The sequence below is a fragment of the Sulfitobacter sp. genome (assembly GCF_036961165.1).
GTDB lineage: Bacteria > Pseudomonadota > Alphaproteobacteria > Rhodobacterales > Rhodobacteraceae > Sulfitobacter.
Window position 1 is genome coordinate 1 of record NZ_JBALVJ010000037.1, and the last position, 20,209, is coordinate 20,209.

Below are 20,209 nucleotides of genomic sequence, written 5' to 3' on the forward strand. Positions count from 1 at the left end.
GTTCGGGTTGGATACATCTTAGCACGCTGTCCAATTTTGCCGGACCACTTCATTCGGACACTCCATAACCAATACGTTTAAAACCAATAACTTAATCATTGATAATGCCGGCGCTGTCAGACGAATGCGAACCAGTCTCAGTCTGTCGCAACCTTGATCTATTAGGCTGCGCACAGAGCACGCCACTCAGCCAGAGCGACGGCGAGGTTCAGATTAAAATTTACTCGGTTATTTCGATGACGCTCCTCGTTGAAGTGGTTGTGAACAGAGGCATGAACTGAGACGGATTTCTGTAAAGTTCGCATGCACCTGAAGCGCAGAATGGCTAGTTCCCGCCTTCGAAATGGCTGGTGGGAAGTATCTGCCTGGTTGTTAATCCAACGGCCGATTTCCGGTTTATCTGCGTTGCCGATTACCTTCATCGCGGCGCCGTAGGATCGTAGTTGGTAGGTGACGAAAACGCCAGCCCAACCATGGCATTTCATGGTTTTCCCGAGGAAGTTCAATGCTGCCTTTCGATCACGTCGCTTCATGACGAAGCTCCCCAGACCTTCTCCTTCGTGATCCACAGCTTGCTAAAGGTAGTGCATCTCGCCGTTGATCTTCGCGAACACCTCGTCAAGGTGCCAGCACCAGCGGCTCGAACGCATCGTCAAAACCCGACGTTTGCGGATCTCCGCGGCAAACAGCGGGCCAAATCTGTTTCACAAAAATTGAACCGTCTCATGGCTGACCTCGATGCATCGTTCATGCAACAGATCTTCCACATTGCGAAGCGAAAGTGGAAACCGCACGTACATCATAACCGCCAAACGGATGATCTCAGGGAATGTTTTGAAGTAGCGGAAGAGGTTCTGTTTTGTCATCCACAAACGCTAAGAGACCACCCTGCCCGCTTCAAGCCAGTTTCTTTTGTCACTGCCGTCGACAGCCTTCAGGGCCGCCGCTGCAGTCGGGCTTTTATGGGATGACAAGTTATCCAGGATTTTCACATCACCGCTCTGCAGGGTCGGTGCCAACGGGGTCTTTAAGTAGAGATCGCACAACTCCCCGTTGATCGCATCATCGATGATCCAAGGGGCATCCAGCCGATCATGGCGCAGGGCGGCGATGAATGTCTGGGTTTTCCAGTGGCCGAAGGGCGCGTGATCGATCAGGCGCGCATCTTTTGGTGACCAGCCGGTGGTCTTGCCATATTTATCTTTAGTGAGGTATCATCGATAAATCCTATTCATGGCAATAGGTTACGCATGAAGTTCTGACGCTGTGTGATCCAGATATGGCGAGCCTGCTGGACCTCAGGCCGCTTCTGCGCGGCGGCTTGGAGGTCCTTTTTTTGTGTCAGCCCGAAGCTACGCAGGACGCGCCAGACCGAGACGTGGTGGATCGTGATGCTGTGACGACCCACCAGTTCCAACACCAGATTATCCAAGGTCAAATCCGGCTTTGCCACCATCCGCGCCTCGATCCAGCCCCGAAGGCTGGCCAGCTTGCCATTACGCCGCCATTGCCTGCGCGCGCTGCTCCAGTCCACCTGTTTCCCGCTTCAAGATCAACATATCGTTGACGAATTTTACTGAACCACTGAACCGCGCTCCTGCCGCACGGTGTGAATGTCCTTCCTCCACGAACGCCACAACTCGCTCACTAAGCGCCAAAGGATGTGGTCTGCCCATCTCATGCCCCCATATCTGTCAATCGAGAGGAAAGCACAGAACAAGCAGCCTGGGAAACCTGAATCGGGTTGGACGCAACACGCTCTATAGGCGCTGAAGTCCGCCTTCGAGAGCCGTAGGCAGATTTCATATCCCCACCCGAACTTTCAATCTTGAAACTTTAGACTTGAAATATCTAGCGCGCCCGATAGACTCTTTTTCATATTAGATCAGGAGAGACCCGATGCGTATTGCTTGTCTAGGGGGTGGACCGGCCGGTCTGTACTTCGCAATTTCCATGAAGCTCCGTCAGCCCGATGTGGACATCACGATATTCGAGCGTAACAAGCCTGATGATACCTTCGGTTGGGGTGTAGTTTTGTCGGACGAGACGCTGGGTAACCTTGCCAAGAACGATCCGGTGAGCGCCAAGACAATCGAAAGCCATTTTGCCTATTGGGACGACATCGCGGTCCATTATCGCGGCACCAAGCAGCTGTCGACAGGGCACGGTTTTTGCGGCATCGGACGCAAGCAACTATTGCTGGATTTGCAGGCGCGGGCAGCGGTGCTGGGCGTGGGACTGGAGTTTGAACACAACGTCGAAAGCGTTGCCGAATTTGCCAAGGGATTTGATCTGGTTGTCGCCTCCGATGGTCTCAATTCCGCTACGCGGACCGAGTTCAAGGACATCTTCAAACCCGATATCGAAATGCGGACCTGCAAGTTCGTCTGGTTTGGCACACATCAGAAATTCGATGACGCCTTTGCATTTATTTTCGAGGAGACCGACAAAGGTTGGCTCTGGGCGCATGCCTACAGCTTTGACGATACCACATCGACCTTTATTGTGGAGTGTGATCAGGCCACCTTTGACGCTTACGGTTTTGGCGACATGACCCAGCAAGAAAGCATTGTCACCTGCGGGGAGATATTCACGGATCACCTTGACGGCCATGCGCTGCTGACAAATGCGCACCACATTCGCGGCTCTGCATGGATCAATTTCCCGCGCGTGTTGTGCGAAAAATGGAGCCATGAGAATATCGTGCTGATGGGCGATGCCTCCGCCTCCGCGCATTTCTCGATCGGCTCGGGCACCAAGCTGGCGCTGGAAAGTGCGATTGCGCTGGCTGATTATGTGACTGAAAAAGACACGCTTGCCGAAGCCTTTGCCCTTTATGAGGAAGAGCGCCGCATTCAGGTTTTGCGTCTGCAATCCGCCGCGCGCAACTCGCTTGAGTGGTTCGAGGATATCCATCGTTATCTGCATCTGGACCCTGTGCAGTTCAACTATTCCCTGCTGACCCGCAGCCAGCGGATCAGCCATGAAAACCTTCGCCTACGCGATCCTGCATGGCTGGAGAGTGCCGAAAAATGGTTTCAGACCCGTGCGGGCAATACAGCAAACAAAGTTCGTGCGCCTATGTTTGCCCCCTTCAAACTGCGTGAGATGGATTTGGGAAACCGCATCGTCGTCTCGCCTATGGCGCAGTACAAAGCCGTCAACGGCAGCCCCACCGATTGGCATTTTGTCCACTACGCGGAGCGCGCAAAAGGTGGCGCGGGACTGCTCTATACCGAGATGACATGTGTGAGCGCGGATGGCCGCATCACGCCTGGCTGTCCTGGCCTCTACGCACCAGAGCATGAGGCCGAATGGGCGCGCCTCACAAGGTTTGTGCATGCTGAGACGGCAGCGAAAATCTGTTGCCAGATCGGGCATGCGGGGCGCAAAGGCTCGACCAATCTGGGCTGGGAAGGAATGGACAAGCCGCTGGCCTCGGGCAACTGGGACCTAATGTCAGCCTCCGACATTGCATGGGCGAAAGGCAACGCCGTGCCCCGCGCCATGACGCGCGACGACATGGATGCGGTCAAAGCTGAGTTTGTCGCCGCCGCCGAAATGGCCGAGCGCGCGGGTTTCGACATGATCGAGCTGCACGCAGCACATGGCTATCTGGTGTCCTCGTTCATCTCGCCGCTGTCCAATACGCGAGGCGATGAATACGGCGGCAGTCTCGAAAACCGCATGCGCTATCCCTTGGAGATATTTAGTGCCATGCGTGCAGTCTGGCCTGCGGCCAAGCCGATGTCGGTGCGCATCTCTGCCTCCGACTGGGCCGGTGACGATGGCGTGACCCCCGAAGAGGCAGTGCTGATCGCAAAGGCGTTCTCGAACGCGGGTGCGGATATCATAGACGTCTCTGCCGGCCAGACCTCCACCACAGGCAAGCCGGTGTACGGCCGCATGTTCCAGACCCCGTTCAGCGATCGCATCCGCAACGAAGCGGGCGTGGCCACCATGGCTGTCGGCAACATCTATGAGGCGGATCATGTCAATTCAATCCTCATGGCAGGGCGTGCCGATCTAGTCTGTCTGGCCCGTCCGCATCTGGCCGATCCCTACTGGACCCTGCATGCCGCCACCGCAATCGGGGACCGCGACATGGCATGGCCCCTGCCCTATGAGGCAGGCCGCGATCAAAGCTGGCGTCTTGCCGACAAGGAAACCGAAGTGGAAAAGGTATGACAACCGCACCCGCGCAGGACATGCACGATCAACACGTGATCATCACGGGCGGCGGCACAGGTGTGGGTGCGCAGATTGCACTTTCCTTTGCACAGTGCGGCGCGCAGGTGACTGTCCTTGGCCGGCGGATAGAACCTTTACAAGACGTGGCCGACAGGACCGGCGCACTGGCGCTGACCGCCGACGTCACCGACCGCGCATCGCTTGATGCCGCCCTTGACCGCGCTCGCGAGGTGCACGGCCCCGTCAGCATCGCCATCGCCAATGCGGGTGCTGCCGACAGTGCGCCCTTTTCCAAAATGTCGGTGGACGCATTCCAATCCTCGCTTGATGTCAATCTGACGGGTGTATTTAACCTGTGGCAAGCCGCCCTGCCCGACATGCTGAAACTTGGCGGCGGGCGGATGATCGCGGTTGCTTCAACGGCGGGCCTCAAGGGTTATTCCTACGTCAGCCACTATTGCGCCGCCAAGCATGCTGTCGTGGGCCTGACCCGCGCGCTCGCGCTGGAGCTTGGGCCCAAAAAGATCACCGTCAACGCAATCTGTCCGGGGTTCATCGAGACACCTTTGCTGGAAAAGTCCATCGAGAAGATCATCGCAAGCACCGGCATGCCGGATTCCGACGCCCGTGCCTCCCTGATGTCGGGAAATCCGCAAAAACGCTTTGTGCAGACCTCTGAAGTAGCAGGCGCTGCGATCTGGTTGTGCAGCCAGTCTGCGTTCAGCGTGAATGGCCACGCCCTCGCGCTGTCGGGAGGCGAGGTATGAAAAATGCACCCACATTGCGCGCTGGAGTCCCGTCTCAAGTCGTCTCTAAACAGCGGCTCAGGGTATGGTTGCGGCTGCTCAAAATCAACAAAGCGGTGGAGGCAGAACTGCGCAACCGACTGCGCACTCAGTTTGCCACAACCCTGCCACGCTTTGACGTGATGTCAGCGCTCTACCGCAACAAAAACGGCCTGAAGATGAGCGAGCTGAGCCGCCTGCTGATGGTGTCGAACGGAAATGTGACGGGCATCGTGGACCGGCTGACCACTGACGGACTGATCCTGCGCGTGGCTGTGCCCGGTGACCGCCGTGCTGCCTGCGCGCTGCTGACCGCCAAGGGCCGCACCGAATTCGAGAGGCAAGCCGTGGCTCATGAAGCATGGGTGGCAGAGTTGCTCTGTGGGCTGGATGAAGATAACTGCGCGCACGCGCTTGGACTGCTCGCTGCGGCGCGCTTGAACCCTACGGAGAACCCCAAATGAACACCGAACCAAAATACTTCAAACTGGACATCGCAGACCGCATTGCGACCGTCGCACTGGACCGCCCCGAGCGTAAAAACCCGCTGACCTTCAACAGCTACGGCGAATTGCGCGACTGGTTCCGTGACCTGCATTATTCCGATGATGTGGACGCAGTGGTGTTTGCCTCCAACGGCGGCAATTTCAGCTCTGGCGGCGATGTGCATGACATCATCGGGCCGCTGACAAAAATGAGCATGAAAGAGCTGCTGGCCTTTACCCGCATGACCGGCGATCTGGTCAAGGCAATCATCAATTGCGGCAAGCCCGTTATTGCGGCCATCGACGGAGTTTGTGTGGGCGCGGGGGCGATCATCGCCATGGCCTCTGATCTGCGCATTGCCACGCCTGCGGCCAAGACCGCGTTCCTGTTCACCCGCGTAGGCCTTGCGGGCTGTGACATGGGCGCTTGCGCCATTCTGCCGCGCATCATCGGTCAGGGCCGCGCTGCCGAACTGCTCTATACCGGCCGCTCGATGAGTGCGGATGAAGGCTTTGCTTGGGGTTTCCACAACAAGCTGGTGTCGGCGGAGGAACTGGACAGCGCCGCCCGCGAAATGGCAATGCGCATCGCGGCAGGCCCTAACTTCGGCAACATGATGACCAAGACGATGCTGGCGCAGGAATGGTCGATGTCCATCGAACAAGCCATCGAGGCCGAGGCACAAGCACAAGCGATCTGCATGAAAACCGTCGATTTCGAGCGCGCATACAATGCTTTCGTCGCCAAGGAACGCCCCGTTTTCGAAGGCAACTAAACGCGGACACAACAACAAAGAGAGACCGGAGCAATGGCAGATAAATCATTCTTGAAGTGGCCCTTTTTCGAAGATAGACACCGCGAATACGCGCAAGAGCTTGACGATTGGGCATCTGGCGCTCTGGCCTCGGTCGATCACAGCGACAATGATCAGGCGTGCCGCGATCTGGTGCGGCTGATGGGGGATGCGGGATGGCTGATGCCCACCAGCGCACCCGATGGCGCCCCGCTGGATGTCCGCACCCTGTGTCTGAGCCGCGAGACCCTGGCGCGTTATGACGGGCTGGCTGATTTCGCCTTTGCGATGCAAGGCTTGGGGACGGGTGCCATTTCACTGTTCGGCACCCAAGCACAGCGCGACGAATGGCTGCCGCTGACCCAACGCGGCAAAGCAATATCGGCCTTCGCGCTGACAGAGCCACAATCAGGCTCTGATGTGGCCAATTCGACCCTGACCGCCACGCGCGACGGCAACGACTATATCCTTGATGGCGAAAAGACGTGGATTTCAAACGGTGGCATCGCTGACGTCTACACGCTGTTTGCCCGCACGGGTGACGCACCGGGTGCGCGCGGATTGTCGGCCTTTGTTGTGCCTGCGGACCTGCCGGGGTTTGAAGTGGTGGAGCGTTTGCAGGTCATCGCACCGCATCCGCTGGCCACCCTGCGCTTTACCGGTTGCCGGATCCCTGCCAGCGCAATGCTGGGCGATAGCGGTCAAGGCTTCAAAATCGCCATGGGCGTTCTGGACGTGTTCCGCTCGACCGTGGCAGCTGCGGCACTGGGCTTTGCGCGCCGCGCGCTGGACGAGGCGCTTCACCGTGTCACCACCCGCCATGTTCAGGGCGCACCGCTGTTTGACCTCCAGATGGTGCAGGGTCACATTGCGGACATGGCGCTGGACATTGATGCCTCTGCCCTGCTGATCTACCGCGCGGCATGGACCAAGGATTCCGGCGCGCCTAGGATCACCCGCGAGGCCGCGATGGCTAAGCTGTTCTCGACTGATCAGGCGCAAAAAGTCATCGACAAGGCCGTACAACTGCATGGCGGTGACGGCGTGCGACACGGCATGAAGGTCGAAGAATTGTACCGCGATATCCGCGCCTTGCGGATTTATGAAGGTGCATCGGACGTCCAGCGTGTTGTGATTGCCCGTCAGGCGATTGCCGATCATCAGGGGGGATAGACCATGCTAGGTCACACCGGTCACACCGACAGCTTCACGCGCGACAATCTGCCCCCCGAGGACCAGCAGCCGGATTTCCTGTTGACCGGTTTTGACTATCCCGAACATCTGAACGCGGCCGTAGAACTGACCGATGCGATGGTGACGCGCGGATTTGGCGACAACATCGCGCTGATCGGCAATGGCCGCCGCCGCACCTACAAAGAGCTGACAGACTGGACCAACAGGCTGGCCCATGCGCTGGTCAAAGATCTGGGCGTGAAGCCCGGCAACCGCGTGCTGATCCGCTCGGCCAATAACCCCGCCATGGTCGCCTGTTGGCTGGCCGCAACCAAGGCAGGCGCGGTTGTGGTCAACACCATGCCAATGCTGCGCGCGGGCGAATTGTCTAAGATCGTGGACAAGGCCGAGATTACCCATGCGCTGTGTGACACGCGCCTGATGGAAGAGTTGATCTCCTGCGCGAAGGACAGCAAATTCCTGAAATCAGTCGTAGGGTTTGACGGCACCTCGAACCACAACGCGGAACTGGACCGCCTTGCGCTGGAAAAAACTGTGGCCTTTACTGCTGTGGATACGGGCCGTGATGATGTCGCACTTCTGGGTTTCACCTCCGGCACCACGGGCGATGCAAAGGCCACGATGCACTTTCACCGCGATCTGCTGATCATCGCAGACAGCTATGCGCGCGAAGTGCTGGACGTGCAGCCCGAAGATATCTTCATCGGCTCCCCGCCGCTGGCGTTTACCTTCGGCCTAGGCGGTTTGGCGATCTTCCCGCTGCGCTTTGGTGCGGCGGCTACCCTGCTGGAAACAGCAAGCCCGCCCAACATGATCGAGATCATCGAGAAATACCGCGCCACGATCTGCTTTACCGCCCCCACTGCCTACCGCTTTATGATGCGCGCGATGGAGGAAGGCGCGGACCTGTCCTCGCTCCGCGCTGCCGTCTCTGCGGGCGAGACGCTGCCAAAACCCGTCTATGATGAATGGATGGCCAAGACCGGCAAGCCCATGCTGGACGGCATCGGTGCGACCGAGATGCTGCATATATTCGTCACCAACCGCTTTGACGATCACCGCCCCGCCTGTACCGGCAAGCCCGTAACAGGGTTTGAGGCGAAAGTGATCGGCGAGGATGGCACGGAAGTGCCGCGCGGCACCGCCGGACGGCTGGCCGTGCGCGGTCCAACGGGCTGCCGCTATCTCGCGGATGACCGTCAACGCGTCTATGTGCAGGACGGCTGGAACATCACCGGCGACACCTTTGTGATGGACACGGACGGCTATCTGCATTTCGCCGCACGCAACGACGACATGATCGTTTCGTCCGGCTATAATATCGCCGGCCCCGAAGTGGAGGCCGCCCTGCTGTCGCACCCCGCCGTGCTTGAATGTGGCGTGATCGCTGCCCCCGAAGAAGCGCGTGGCAACATCGTAGAGGCGCATGTGGTGCTGGCAGAGGGCTATACCCCAAACGCGGACACCGTGCGCGCACTACAAGAGCATGTGAAAAACACCATCGCCCCCTATAAATACCCCCGCTCGGTGAAGTTCATCGCCGAATTGCCTAAGACGGCAACAGGCAAGGTGCAGCGCTTCCGCCTCAGGAGTGAGACATGACGTTTACCTTCCCCCAGAAAGTTCTGTTCAAGCATTGCGATCCCGCTGGTATCGTTTTCTTTCCGCGGTATTTCGAGATGATGAATGATTGTGTCGAGATATTTTTCGACCACATCGGCCATCCCTTCGAGAACATGCATAAGGACGGCGGCGTCCCCACCGGCAAAATCGAAGCGCGGTTTCACGCGCCCTCGCGCCACGGCGATCACCTGTTGCTAAAGCTGACAGGCCACCGCATCAGCCGCGCAACATTTGATTTCACCATCGAGACAAGCTGCGCAGGCCAGCCCCGCATGAGCTATGCCGCAACGCTTGTTTTCATCAACGCGCAGGGAAAGTCGACGCCATGGACGGACGATCTGCGCGCCGCACTTACCCCCTACATCAATAACGAGGCTTGAAATGACACACTCTCTTATTGCGCCCGACGGATGGGCCCCCGCAAAAGGCTATGCAAACGGCGTTCTAACCAAAGACGGACTGCTGTTTGTCGGCGGACAGATCGGCTGGAATGCCGATCAGGTGTTCGAGACCAGCGATTTCATCGGCCAGATGGAACAGACCCTGCGCAATATCCTCAATGTGGTGGAAGCGGCTGGCGGCACCGCCGAAAGCATCACGCGCCTGACGTGGTTTGTGATCGACAAAAAGGAATATGCCGCGCGTCAGGCCGAAGTGGGCGCCGCCTACCGCAAGGTACTCGGCAAACATTTTCCAGCCATGACGATGGTTGTTGTCTCGGCACTGGTCGAGGATGAAGCCCTGATCGAGATCGAGGCCACCGCCGTTATCAACTGACCGGCTATGCGAATATGCGGGGGGACACGGTTGCCGCCGTCAGGCCGATGCCCCCTCGGCGCGCGTAAGGGCCAATCCGTCGCACAGCGTCGACAGCTGGCAGAAGTGATTGAACGACAGCATCACGCAGAGCGGCAAAATCCCGAGCAGATCGGTTTTCGATAGCAAGCCAACTATGGCCAGCGGTGAAATACTCTCCACTGTAATGCGGGGCGGATTATGCCCACGGTTCACCAGCCATGTCGCCACCAACCGGCTGGCCCCGATTGTAATGGTCGGCAGTATCCACTCTGCCGCTGCCATCCGCTCGGACAACTGGTCTGGCGGACAGGTGGCCATCGAGTTCTGCGCCCCGCAGATCACTGCTGTTTCCTCGTGATAGAGTACTTTATGCGCCAGATCGGGGGGCAGGCGCAGCGGGTCGATCCGACCCAGAACAAGGTCGATCCCCCCCCCACCCCCCCGACAGACGCTCGGCCAGACGCAACTCGTCACCTTCGTCGATGATCAGATGCACACCCGGCAAGACCTTGTGTAGCTGGACATAAAGGTCGGGCAAAAGATAGGCAGTGGCCACGGGAAACGTTCGCAGACGGGCGTGCCCCATGCCGCCTTTCTGGACCATCTCCAATTCGTCATGATCGGCGCGTAGATCCGACAGGATCAGGCCCGCCCGTTTGACCATCATATCCCCCACAGCAGTGATCCAGATCCGTCGCCGGTTGCGGGGGGAACAGGGCCACGCCCAGAATATCCTCAATGTCTTGCAACATCTTGGTGGCAGTGGAATAGGCCATGTTCATCTCTGCGGCCACGCGCGCCAGATTGGGATTACGGCCCAGCCGACCCAGAAAATCGAAATGCCGTATCCGCAGCCTGCCGACCAGTGTGTTGACCCGCTCCATCCTTACAAAAAGCCGGGCAGCCAGAGCGCGATCATCGGAAATGCAAAGATCAACGCGAGGGCCAGCAGTTCAAGCAGGATAAACGGGACAATCGACACCATGATATGGCGCATCGTCACCCCTTCGGGGGCAACCGACTGCATGATGAACAGCAGCAAACCGAAAGGCGGCGTGATCAGCCCGATCTCAAGCGCGATCAGCATCATCACGCCAAACCAGATCTGGTCGATCCCCGCCGCATGGATCAAAGGCATAAAAATTGGCAGCGTGATCATCATGATACTGACCTGATCCATCAGCGTGCCCAACAGCAAAGCCACTAGCAGCATCAACACCACGATCACCATAGGCCCCAACCCAAAGCCCAGAATGGCGTCCACAAATTCACGGCTTGCACCGGAAAACGACAGGATTTGCGAGAAGGTGATAGAGCCGGAAATGATGATCAGGATCATCGCAGAGGTCCGCACCGTGCCCATCAGCGCCTCGCGGATCGCGGCAAAATTCAGCGCGCGGTAATAGGCGGCCGCGACCAGTGTCGCCAAACATCCCAACGCTGCAGATTCCGACGGTGTCGCATAGCCCCCCAGAATGGAGCCGACAACCACGATCACAATCCCCATCAGCGGCAGCACATCACGTACCAGCGGTGCCATACGTTCGCGCAGCGACAGCGTCTCGACTGGGGCGGGCGGTGCCAGATCGGGACGCAGCGTGCAGGCCACCATCACAAACCCCACATAAAGCGCCGCCATCAGCAGGCCCGGAATAATGCCCGCCAGCAACAGATTGCTGATCGGCATCCCTGCAAGTGATCCCAGCAGCACCGCCAGCGCCGAAGGCGGGATCAGCATGGCCACACCGCCGATGCCCAGTATAGGTCCGATGCTTACAGTGGGTTGATACCCCAGCCGCAGCATATCCGGTAGCAGAACCCGCCCCAGAACAGCCGTGTTCGCAATGCTGGATCCTGACAGCGAGGCAAAGACCGTCCCCGAAGCAATGGCCACCAGCGACAGACGACCCGGAACGCCGGCGATGGATTTCTCGATGGCACGGATCGCGCGGGTCGCCAGACCAGTGGTCAACAGGATCTCGCCCATCAACACAAACAGCGGGATCGGCACCAGAACAAAGGTGCCTATGGATTCCGTCGCGTTAAGCACCAGCAGGTTGATCCCCGGCATCCCGCCAAAAATAAACCACGCCGCAACCACGTTAAGCGCCAGAAACGCAAAGGCCACCGGCACGCCCAGTGCCATCAGCATGACCAGCGCGCCGCCCATCAAACCCAGCACCAGCTCCCATCCGACAGGGCTCACAGTGCCACCCCGCCTTCGTTTTCACCCGGCACCTCGATGCCCGCCAGACGGCGAATGATGCGGCTGAAAAACTCCCACGTCAGCAACAGCATGCCGACAGGCATAACCGACAGCACAATCCATTGCGGCATTTCAATCTCCTTAAACAATATCGCACCACGCATGTAGGCGGTCAGCGCCTCGCGGGCGGCGAACCACGTCAGGAACAGGCACGTCAGCGCTGCAATGAGGTTCGACAGGATCAGCAACCGCCCCTTCCACACCGGCCCGGCATTGCGCAAAACCACGTCAACGCGGATGTGGTCGCCATGCCGTAATACAAACGGCGCGCCCAGAAAGCACACGATCAGCAGCCCGTATTCCGATGCTTCCAGCGTCCAGCCCAAGGTCCGGTATCCAGCCGCGCGCAGCACAACGTCTGCGCTGATCGCCAGCGTCACGAGGGCAATAACGGCTCCGGATACCCATCCGAAGCCGTCAATGAGAAGGCCGACACCATGATCGACCGTCTGTACAAGTTTGCGCATTGCGCCCTATTTCGCCTTATAGGTCAGATCACGCAGTTGCGCGCCATACTCGGGTGATTTGCGGATCACCTCGTCCCATGCCGCCGCATCCGCCTTGGCAATCAGGGCCGCACTTTCTTCTGCGCCAAACGTGACAGCTTCAATACCGGCCGCGTCCTGCTTGGCCAATTCTTGCGCGTTGACCTCTGTCAGATAGCTGGCAAACCAGTTTTCTGCCGCAATACTCTCCTCTTGCAGGATAGTGCGCTCGGCATCGGTCAGGCTGTCCCAGCGGCGTTCGTTCATCACCAGCCCGATTTCCGAGCGGAAGAACCCCGGCTCCAGCCGGTACTTGGTCACCTCAAGCAGACCCAGATCACCGATGCCCCACAGCGGCCAGCCGTAGCCGTCAATCACACCGCTTTGCAACGCGCCGTAGATTTCGCCACCAGGCATTTGCGCCACATCCGCGCCCAGCGTCTCCATCATGGGCCGGTACAGTGGCGTGCCCCGCAGAGTCAAGCCGGTCATATCAAGGCTCCCGGGTTTGCGGGCGGTGTAGATTTGCAGCGGAATACCATCTACGATCTTGCCCAGAAACTTGGTACCCATCTTTTCGCGGTGGATCTTGTCCATCAGGTCCAGTGCACCGTTTGCACGGACCTCCTGCACCGACAGGTTAAAGTTTTTCAACGCATCGGCTTCGGGCACAAGATTGGTGTAGAACGAGCCGGAGATATAAGCGATGTCGATCACGCCACTCTGGACAGCAGCGCCCAGCTGGAACGGGTTGATTGACGACGGGTCTGCCACCAGTTCAAGGCGCAGATCACTGTCACGTGCATTCACCTGCTCGATGAAACGCTCGATCGGGCGATGCCATGTTCCGGTGGGTTGCAAAAACGTGCCTACCTTTAGCACGGTTTCCGCCGTGGCGGCCCCCGCAATCAGGACCGTGGCAACAACTGCTGCCGCAAAGATTGATTTCTTGTTCATTTTCTCTTTCCCTTTTGTTTTTCAATGCGGGCATTTACCCGCCTTCTCCCCGATACAGTCAAATCGGATCATCTTCCGTCAGGATCGCAGCAGCCATCCTGCGCAGCTCGTTCTTGTCGGTCTTGCCCACAACCGTCTTGGGCAGATGCGTGACGAAATGGATATCGCGGGGCCATTTGTATTTGGCCAGCCGTGTGGCCAGATACGCGCGGATCTCGGCGCCGGACAGATCGCCCTGCCCCACCACAAACGCGCACAGCATTTCACCGCGATAGGCATCAGGCACGCCCACAACCGCCGCATCCTCCACCGCCGCTATCGCAAACAGCACTTCCTCGATCTCGCGGGGGAACACGTTGTAACCTGAGGTGACGACCATATCCTTTTTGCGGTCACAGATCGCCAGTTGGCCAGCGTCCATGATCCGCCCGATGTCACCGGTATAGAGCCAACCGTCACGCAGCGCCTGCGCAGTCTCTTCAGGCCGGTTGCGATAGCCTGCCATGATTTGCGGTCCGCTTGCACGAATTTCGCCCTCCTCACCGGCTGGCAATTCGATCTGCCCCGTCTCGACATCGACAATGGAAATCTGCGTTAACGGGGCCGCCACCCCGACACTGCCGGCAAAGCGCATCCCGTGCAGCGGATTATAGGTCAGAACCGGACCCGCTTCGGTCTGCCCGTAGCCTTCGCAAACGGTGCAGCCTGTCGCGTCCTCCCAACGGCGCAACACATCTACCGTCAGCGCCGCCGATCCGGAGGAGCATACCCGCAACGATGAAAGGTCCGCCCGGGCAAAGCCTTCATCGCGCATCAGGGCCTGAAAGATTGTTGGGCTGGCCGACAGGAATGTGATGCGGTGGTGTTCTATGTCGTGCAGTACATCCGCCGCCGTAAACTTGGGCACAATAAACAATGTGCCAGCGCAATTTGCAGCCAGATACAGACCCATGGACACCGCATAAACGTGAAACAGCGGCGTGATCGCAAGGACCCGCTCATCCGCGTCCGTCGGCAGTAGCGCCTCGCGTTGTGCGATGTTTGTGGCGACAGCAGCATGGGTCAGGTTGACGCCCTTGGCCACCCCGGTAGTGCCGCCAGTATATTGCAACGTAGATAACAGATGCGGCTCCGGCGGGACGGGTGCCGATGCTCCGCTATACTGCGTCGCGGTCAGATCACGCGCGCCGACACCCACACACAGGGTCGCTGTTCCAGCGGGCAGCACACCTGCAAAAACACGCTCAAGACCCGCATCATGCACTAGCAACGATACATCTGCGTCCAGCAGAACCGGACCCAGTTCCGCAGCGGTATAGGCGGGGTTGAGCGGCACAACCTGCGCGCCCGCCGCCTGAACCGCAAACATAGCAATCGCGATATCCGCTGAATTCCCCATCAGCAGTGCCACACGATCCCCCGTGCCAATCCCCGCCTCGATGAACTCAAGTGCAAGGCCGGTCAAGCATCGGTAGTATTCAGCATAGGTCAACTGCACGTCGGCGCAGACAATCGCCGGATGATCGGGCTGCTTGCGGGCAGCATCTGCCAGCATGTCGAACACCGTGGGCCAGACATGTCCCAGCGCGCTCATGCCGGATCGCCCACATGTAGGACAACGGCCATCGCACTATCCCCTGCAGCACAACCTGTGAACAATCCGTAGCCGCCCCCTCGCAGGGCCAACTCCTCAATCAACTCGATGACCGAACGCACGCCGGTCGGCCCCTGCGGATGACCCCAAACCAGTGAGCAGCCGAAGTTGTTCATCTGAGCCACATCAATATCGAAGGCACGGGCGAAAACGATATCACTTACCACAAACGGGTTATGTGTCTTGATCGCGGCAATATCATGGATCGTCAGGCCGGCAGCGGCCAAGGCACGGCGCGCCGCAGGGATGGGCGCTGCGGGCATATGGCCAACTTTTGCGCGGGCCTGACCAAAGGCCAGAATCCGCACCGAAATCACGGTGTCCAGCGTCATGTCCGCAACACGGTCCGCGCAGGTGAGGATCATCGCCGCATTGCCGTCCGCCGGATGCGTCTGCCCGCCGCTGGTGACCGTCCCGCCCGAAATGACAGGCCGACGTGCGGCCAAGCCTTCAGCAGTGGTCATATGGACCCCCTCGTCACCCTCGATCACACAGGCGACCTCACGAAATTTCGGATCAGGCACCTTAAAGGGAAGCTGCATAAACCGGCGCTGGAACGCACGATCATCAGCCAGCGCCGCGCCATATTGCGCATAGCGTTGCAACGTTACTTCGTTTTGTTCCTGCATCGTCACGCCAAATTCAGCCGCCACATTTTCAGCTGTTCGGACCATCGCAACACCTGCATGCGGATCCTTATCAAAGTTATCCAGCACCCAGCACTCGGTCGTACCCGCACCGCCCATGCTGGCCGCCGACGGGTAGTGCAACGTCGGACCGTTAGAGACACGGTCCGCAGCAATCGCCAAAGCAACCGTTGCATCACCGCGCGTGATTTCGTCGCATGATGCCGCTAGTATCCGCGCACCTGTGGCACAGGCCTGCGCAATTGTGGGCCCTCCGACAGCCTCGTTACCCAGCATAGCCATCACCCAAGGCGTGCCGTAAAAACAATTCTGTTGCGGGACGGTTGTGCCCAGAGCCGCATAGTCGAAAACAGCAGGGTCGATATGACGCCTAGTCAATGCGTCTTTTGCAACATGGGCGGCAAACCGCAGGCTGTGCAATTCAGAAAAACTGCCCTGCCATTTTGTGAATGGGGTCGACCACCAACACCCGTAGGGCACATGCGCCAAGGCCGTCATTTGAACACCTCCCTATAAGCAGCCCGCTGATTATTACCGATCCGCAAGAGCCGTTGGCATTGATCCTCAGCAGATACAGAAGTTCGAAATAGTGAATTTAACGGATCTTGTATTCGAAAATAGGAAACCCTGTTTGTGGATTGGCAAGGTGAATTATGCAAAACTCTCTACGGTTTTGATCGCCCCTTCCAACGCTTTGCCTTCCGGGTCCTGCAATGCTGCCTCGCGCAGGCGCGCCATCCATTCCGGCCCGTCACCACGCCCTTCCAACAGCTTGGACATTTCCATCACACGGTCGAACTTGGACAATCCGCGTGCATGTGTGTCGGAGTATCCCTTGATCAGACGCCGGTTCTTGAACAACTCGATGCGCAAGGCATAATCATCCGGTGCGGCGCAGGCCCGCAGCCACGCTTCCAGATGCGCCACTTCCAACTGGTGCCGGTAGGTTCGCAACCGGTACCCCTTCATCCCGCCCAAAATGTGCAGCATCAAGAAGGCGCGCAGCGAATCCGTACGCAACCGCCGCCCTTTGCCGAACCATTTGTCCAGCCGCGCCATCCGCGCCGGATTGGCTTGGGTCCGCGCGCCCAGTCCGGCAGGCAGCAGACCTGCGATTTCTTCTGCACGGGGATGGAAATACTCGGTCAGTTGCAAGACATGCGCACCGCTCTTGCCCATCTCCGCGTCGATGCGCGCCATGCGGGTCGCACGGGTCTTGAGGTCAGCTACGCGGATAATGTCGTCATAGGCCATCGCATTGGCAATATATTTGGCGGCAACAGCGCCCAGTGCAAATTCTCGCGCCGCAGTGTCACCCGCAAGAACAGCGTCGAGTAGGTCCAGATAGAGCGCACCATAAGCGCAATCCTGAAAGTCCACGACCTTGGCCAGACCGGCCTCAGCCATCGCCTGAACTTGTTCGGGCAGGGTTTTCACACGCGCCAGCAGCGCCGCCCACTCGCGCATCTGCGCCGCAGGTCCGGTGATCTTGCGCGGCTTCGGCAGTGCCTGCAGCTCCGGCGCGGCGATCCCGTCCCGTGCGGCGGTATATCCTGCACCAAACGCGCGCAGGGAGGCTTCGACGCCTTTGCCGGCGGCACGAATGGCTTCCTCATAGGCTTCGCGCGGGAAAGGTAACGCCTCCGATCCGGCCAGCGCACCGAACAGGGAAGCCGAAATAACAGAGCCCTGATCGGTGGCGAGACGGTCCATATCGGCCAGGATCAACCGCTGTGCTGCCAACTCAGCTGCGGCGCGCACTTCAGGGGCATTGGCGATCCCGTCCCCCGGTGCCGTCTTTTCACTGACCGCCAGCGCACGGTGGGTCGAGCCGATCAGGGTTGTCCGGTCCGGTGTCACAAAACCACGCATCACGGCGCGTCCGACCTCCATCATCTCGGAGGCCAGCAGCACATCTACATCGCCCGCAGAAGGGGCAAGCGCAAACACCGGCGCGCGCGTCGTGGCAGGCGCCATTTCGATATAATAGATGGTGGATCCAGTCCGCTGCGCCACGCCCGCCACGGATGTGGTCTGGCAGGCATAGCCCTGCGCGCGCGCGGTCGCCTCGATCCACGAGGCCAGAACGCCGCCGCCCTGCCCGCCCACAGCCATCACTGCCAGCTTCAGAATCGTATCCATCCGGCCGTCTACATTTTTCTGCGGAAGTACAAAATTCATGTCGCTATCCCGTCAAGGCGCAGACGCCGCGCATCGCGCCGCTGTTGCAACCGGTTGATTACTGAACGCCGCACACCTGCGCGCCATGCTTCAAAACGTCCGGGGTTATGCACCACATCGGCCTGATAAAACGACGGACACAGCACAGCGGCATGGGCCACCTCGCCACAGTTGCCACAGCCCACGCAGGTCTGGTCAATTGCCGCAACCGGATCGTCGCGCAGTGGATCATCCAGCACCTTGAGCGACAAGGATGGACACCCCGACAGCCTCATACAGGCATGATCGCCGGTACAAACATCCGCATCCACGCCAAAGCGGGGCACGTCCACGCGCCGCCCCTCCTTGATAGCCTTCGCACGCAGCGGCTTTTCGCGGCGCTGCTTGTTCAGCATACATTCCGACGAGGCCACAATAACCTTGGGCCCTTTGTAATCTGTCGTCAGCGCCTCGCGCAGCACATCGCGCATTTTGGTGACGTCATAGGTGTGATCTACCTGCCGCACCCATTCGACGCCGACACCTTTCAGCGCCTTGGAGATCGGATTGTTGGTTGATTTGGTATCATTGATCGCGCGCGACGACATGATGTCCTGCCCGCCTGTCGCAGCCGAGTAGAAGTTGTCCACGATCACCGCAACAGAGTCCGATTTGTTGAACACCATATTGCCGATCGAACTGCTCAAACCGTTGTGCCAGAACCCGCCATCGCCAAGGATCGAGATGGCGCGCTTCTCTCCGCCGCCATCGAACGCCGCGTTGGCAGCAGGGCCAAGGCCGTAGCCCATCGTTGCTCCGCCAATCTCAAACGGCGGAAGCGAGCCGAACAGGTGGCAGCCGATATCGCCGGTAATCTGGTGCTTTCCCAGCTCTTGCTCGGTCAATTTCATCGCCGCAAAAATTGGCCGCTCGGGACAGCCTGTGCAGAACCCCGGAGGGCGCATCGGTACGGTCGTGCTCAGGTCGGGAATCTGCGGCGGATTCATATTGGGGGCGCGCACATGGTCGGGCAACATGGCAGGTGCTGCGGACTTTAGAAACGCCGTGATCCCGTCCAGCATCACCTGTCCGGTATATTCGCCGGCCATTGGCAAAACGTCCTTGCCGTACAGCTTGGTTGTCCCGCCCGAGCGGTAAAGATAGCTGCCCAACTGCTGCTCGATATGATCGGGCTGGCCTTCCTCGACGATCAGGACATGGGATTTGCCGGCGCAGAACGCTTCGAATTCTGTACGCACGATAGGATAGGTCACGTTCAAAACATAGATCGGAATTTCCGTGGTGCCGTCAATATCCGCCAGCCCCAGCCGTTGCAACGCGCGGATCAACCCGTTGTACATGCCGCCCTGCACGATGATGCCCAGATCGGCGTCGCGCGGCCCGAACATCTCGTTGAGCTTATTATCAGTGATGAATTTCTCGGCTGCGGGCCAGCGCACATTAATTTTATCCTGTTCGTGCAAATAACTCATCGGGGGCAGAACAACGCGGTTGAAATCACTCTGCGGGTTGGCGACAGCGTCATAGACGGTCAGCGGCGGACGCTGGTTATCACGGGTGGGAAAGCTGCCTGTGACGTGGCACGACCGGATGCGCACCATCAGCATGACAGGCGTGTTAGACACCTCCGACAGCTCGAAGCCGTCCTTGACCGCTTTAGTGATGCTGGGCAGGTTTGGGCGCGGGTCCAACATCCAAAACTGCGATTTCATCGCAAAGCCGTGGCTGCGCTCCTGCATAATCGACGATCCCTCGCCGTAATCCTCGCCCACGATGATCAGCGCGCCGCCCGTCACGCCGCTTGAGCACAGATTGGCCAGCGCATCAGAGGCCACGTTGACGCCCACTGGCCCCTTGAACGTCACAGCACCGCGGATCGGATAATGCACGGAGGCCGCCAGCATCGCCGCCGCCGCCGCCTCCGAGGCATTCGCCTCGAACCGCACGCCAAGCTCGCCCATCAGCTCTTCGGCATCGGCCAGCACATCCATCAGATGACTGATTGGCGCACCCTGATAGCCGCCCACATAGCCCACACCATTCTCCAACAACGCTTTGGTAATGGCCAGAATACCCTCGCCGGTGAAGGTGTCGCCATCGCCTTTTCGCAGATGCTCTACTTCCGCTTTGAATGATCTCTCTGCCATGG

20 protein-coding genes and 1 pseudogene are annotated in these 20,209 nt (G+C 59.0%); 8 read left to right on the forward strand and 13 right to left on the reverse strand.

Translation table 11 applies throughout. The features are described from left to right. Window positions 1-161: 161 nt before the first annotated feature. The 3 genes and pseudogenes from V7730_RS14725 to V7730_RS14730 all read right to left on the reverse strand — a co-directional run bounded on the left by V7730_RS14725 (window position 162) and on the right by V7730_RS14730 (window position 1,534). Window positions 162-866 (reverse strand): annotated as a pseudogene (locus V7730_RS14725) (IS6 family transposase). Window positions 867-875: 9 nt separating this feature from the next. Beyond that, on the reverse strand, window positions 876-1,157 hold the full coding sequence (locus tag V7730_RS22670) for a hypothetical protein (RefSeq protein WP_443070227.1): 282 nt from the start codon (window positions 1,155-1,157) through the stop codon (window positions 876-878). Between the two features lie 74 nt (window positions 1,158-1,231). Next, the gene (locus V7730_RS14730; RefSeq protein ID WP_335748358.1) at window positions 1,232-1,534 is read right to left on the reverse strand and encodes a hypothetical protein; all 303 of its coding nucleotides are present in this window, start codon (window positions 1,532-1,534) and stop codon (window positions 1,232-1,234) included. A gap of 365 nt (window positions 1,535-1,899) precedes the next feature. Between V7730_RS14730 and V7730_RS14735 the strand changes: the two genes are divergently transcribed. The 8 genes from V7730_RS14735 to V7730_RS14770 are packed head-to-tail and all read left to right on the forward strand — an operon-like array spanning window position 1,900 to window position 9,849. Beyond that, entirely contained in the window at window positions 1,900-4,188 is a 2,289-nt protein-coding gene (locus V7730_RS14735) for a bifunctional salicylyl-CoA 5-hydroxylase/oxidoreductase (protein ID WP_335748359.1), read from the forward strand. After that, on the forward strand, window positions 4,185-4,958 hold the full coding sequence (locus tag V7730_RS14740; protein ID WP_335748360.1) for an SDR family NAD(P)-dependent oxidoreductase: 774 nt from the start codon (window positions 4,185-4,187) through the stop codon (window positions 4,956-4,958). Before V7730_RS14735 ends, V7730_RS14740 begins: the two co-directional genes overlap by 4 nt. Then, window positions 4,955-5,440: a MarR family winged helix-turn-helix transcriptional regulator gene (locus V7730_RS14745; protein ID WP_335748361.1), complete on the forward strand. Its 486-nt coding sequence runs from the start codon at window positions 4,955-4,957 to the stop codon at window positions 5,438-5,440. The genes V7730_RS14740 and V7730_RS14745 overlap by 4 nt, the downstream gene beginning before the upstream one ends. Continuing rightward, window positions 5,437-6,237: an enoyl-CoA hydratase family protein gene (locus V7730_RS14750; RefSeq protein ID WP_335748362.1), complete on the forward strand. Its 801-nt coding sequence runs from the start codon at window positions 5,437-5,439 to the stop codon at window positions 6,235-6,237. The genes V7730_RS14745 and V7730_RS14750 overlap by 4 nt, the downstream gene beginning before the upstream one ends. Window positions 6,238-6,270: 33 nt before the next feature. After that, window positions 6,271-7,428, forward strand: coding sequence for an acyl-CoA dehydrogenase family protein (locus tag V7730_RS14755; protein WP_335748363.1), 1,158 nt, complete (start codon window positions 6,271-6,273; stop codon window positions 7,426-7,428). Window positions 7,429-7,431: 3 nt separating this feature from the next. After that, window positions 7,432-9,051, forward strand: coding sequence for an AMP-binding protein (locus tag V7730_RS14760; RefSeq protein ID WP_335748364.1), 1,620 nt, complete (start codon window positions 7,432-7,434; stop codon window positions 9,049-9,051). Continuing rightward, complete coding sequence (locus V7730_RS14765) at window positions 9,048-9,452, forward strand: acyl-CoA thioesterase (protein WP_335748365.1); 405 nt, start codon at window positions 9,048-9,050, stop codon at window positions 9,450-9,452. Before V7730_RS14760 ends, V7730_RS14765 begins: the two co-directional genes overlap by 4 nt. A 1-nt stretch (window position 9,453) precedes the next feature. Further along, entirely contained in the window at window positions 9,454-9,849 is a 396-nt protein-coding gene (locus tag V7730_RS14770) for a RidA family protein (protein ID WP_335748366.1), read from the forward strand. Window positions 9,850-9,888: 39 nt separating this feature from the next. On the opposite strand, the gene V7730_RS14775 is transcribed toward V7730_RS14770, so the two are convergent. From V7730_RS14775 to V7730_RS14820, 10 genes are all read right to left on the reverse strand, one after another. Beyond that, window positions 9,889-10,344, reverse strand: coding sequence for a LysR substrate-binding domain-containing protein (locus V7730_RS14775; protein ID WP_335748367.1), 456 nt, complete (start codon window positions 10,342-10,344; stop codon window positions 9,889-9,891). After that, a complete protein-coding gene (locus V7730_RS14780; RefSeq protein ID WP_335748395.1) occupies window positions 10,238-10,537 on the reverse strand; it encodes a hypothetical protein in 300 nt (99 codons plus the stop codon). The genes V7730_RS14775 and V7730_RS14780 overlap by 107 nt, the downstream gene beginning before the upstream one ends. Next, the gene (locus V7730_RS14785; protein WP_335748368.1) at window positions 10,485-10,754 is read right to left on the reverse strand and encodes a helix-turn-helix domain-containing protein; all 270 of its coding nucleotides are present in this window, start codon (window positions 10,752-10,754) and stop codon (window positions 10,485-10,487) included. The genes V7730_RS14780 and V7730_RS14785 overlap by 53 nt, the downstream gene beginning before the upstream one ends. A 2-nt stretch (window positions 10,755-10,756) precedes the next feature. Beyond that, entirely contained in the window at window positions 10,757-12,076 is a 1,320-nt protein-coding gene (locus tag V7730_RS14790) for a TRAP transporter large permease (RefSeq protein ID WP_335748369.1), read from the reverse strand. Next, complete coding sequence (locus tag V7730_RS14795; protein ID WP_335748370.1) at window positions 12,073-12,603, reverse strand: TRAP transporter small permease; 531 nt, start codon at window positions 12,601-12,603, stop codon at window positions 12,073-12,075. The genes V7730_RS14790 and V7730_RS14795 overlap by 4 nt, the downstream gene beginning before the upstream one ends. Window positions 12,604-12,609: 6 nt before the next feature. After that, window positions 12,610-13,578 carry a TRAP transporter substrate-binding protein DctP gene (gene dctP / locus V7730_RS14800; RefSeq protein WP_335748371.1) on the reverse strand — a complete coding sequence of 323 codons (969 nt, stop codon included), beginning with the start codon at window positions 13,576-13,578 and terminating at the stop codon, window positions 12,610-12,612. 58 nt (window positions 13,579-13,636) lie between these two features. After that, entirely contained in the window at window positions 13,637-15,172 is a 1,536-nt protein-coding gene (locus V7730_RS14805; RefSeq protein ID WP_335748372.1) for an AMP-binding protein, read from the reverse strand. Beyond that, a complete protein-coding gene (locus tag V7730_RS14810) occupies window positions 15,169-16,377 on the reverse strand; it encodes a thiolase family protein (RefSeq protein WP_335748373.1) in 1,209 nt (402 codons plus the stop codon). The genes V7730_RS14805 and V7730_RS14810 overlap by 4 nt, the downstream gene beginning before the upstream one ends. Before the next feature lie 153 nt (window positions 16,378-16,530). Beyond that, window positions 16,531-18,060: an indolepyruvate oxidoreductase subunit beta family protein gene (locus V7730_RS14815; protein WP_335748374.1), complete on the reverse strand. Its 1,530-nt coding sequence runs from the start codon at window positions 18,058-18,060 to the stop codon at window positions 16,531-16,533. Beyond that, window positions 18,057-20,207 carry an indolepyruvate ferredoxin oxidoreductase subunit alpha gene (locus V7730_RS14820; RefSeq protein WP_335748375.1) on the reverse strand — a complete coding sequence of 717 codons (2,151 nt, stop codon included), beginning with the start codon at window positions 20,205-20,207 and terminating at the stop codon, window positions 18,057-18,059. The genes V7730_RS14815 and V7730_RS14820 overlap by 4 nt, the downstream gene beginning before the upstream one ends. Window positions 20,208-20,209 lie beyond the last annotated feature (2 nt).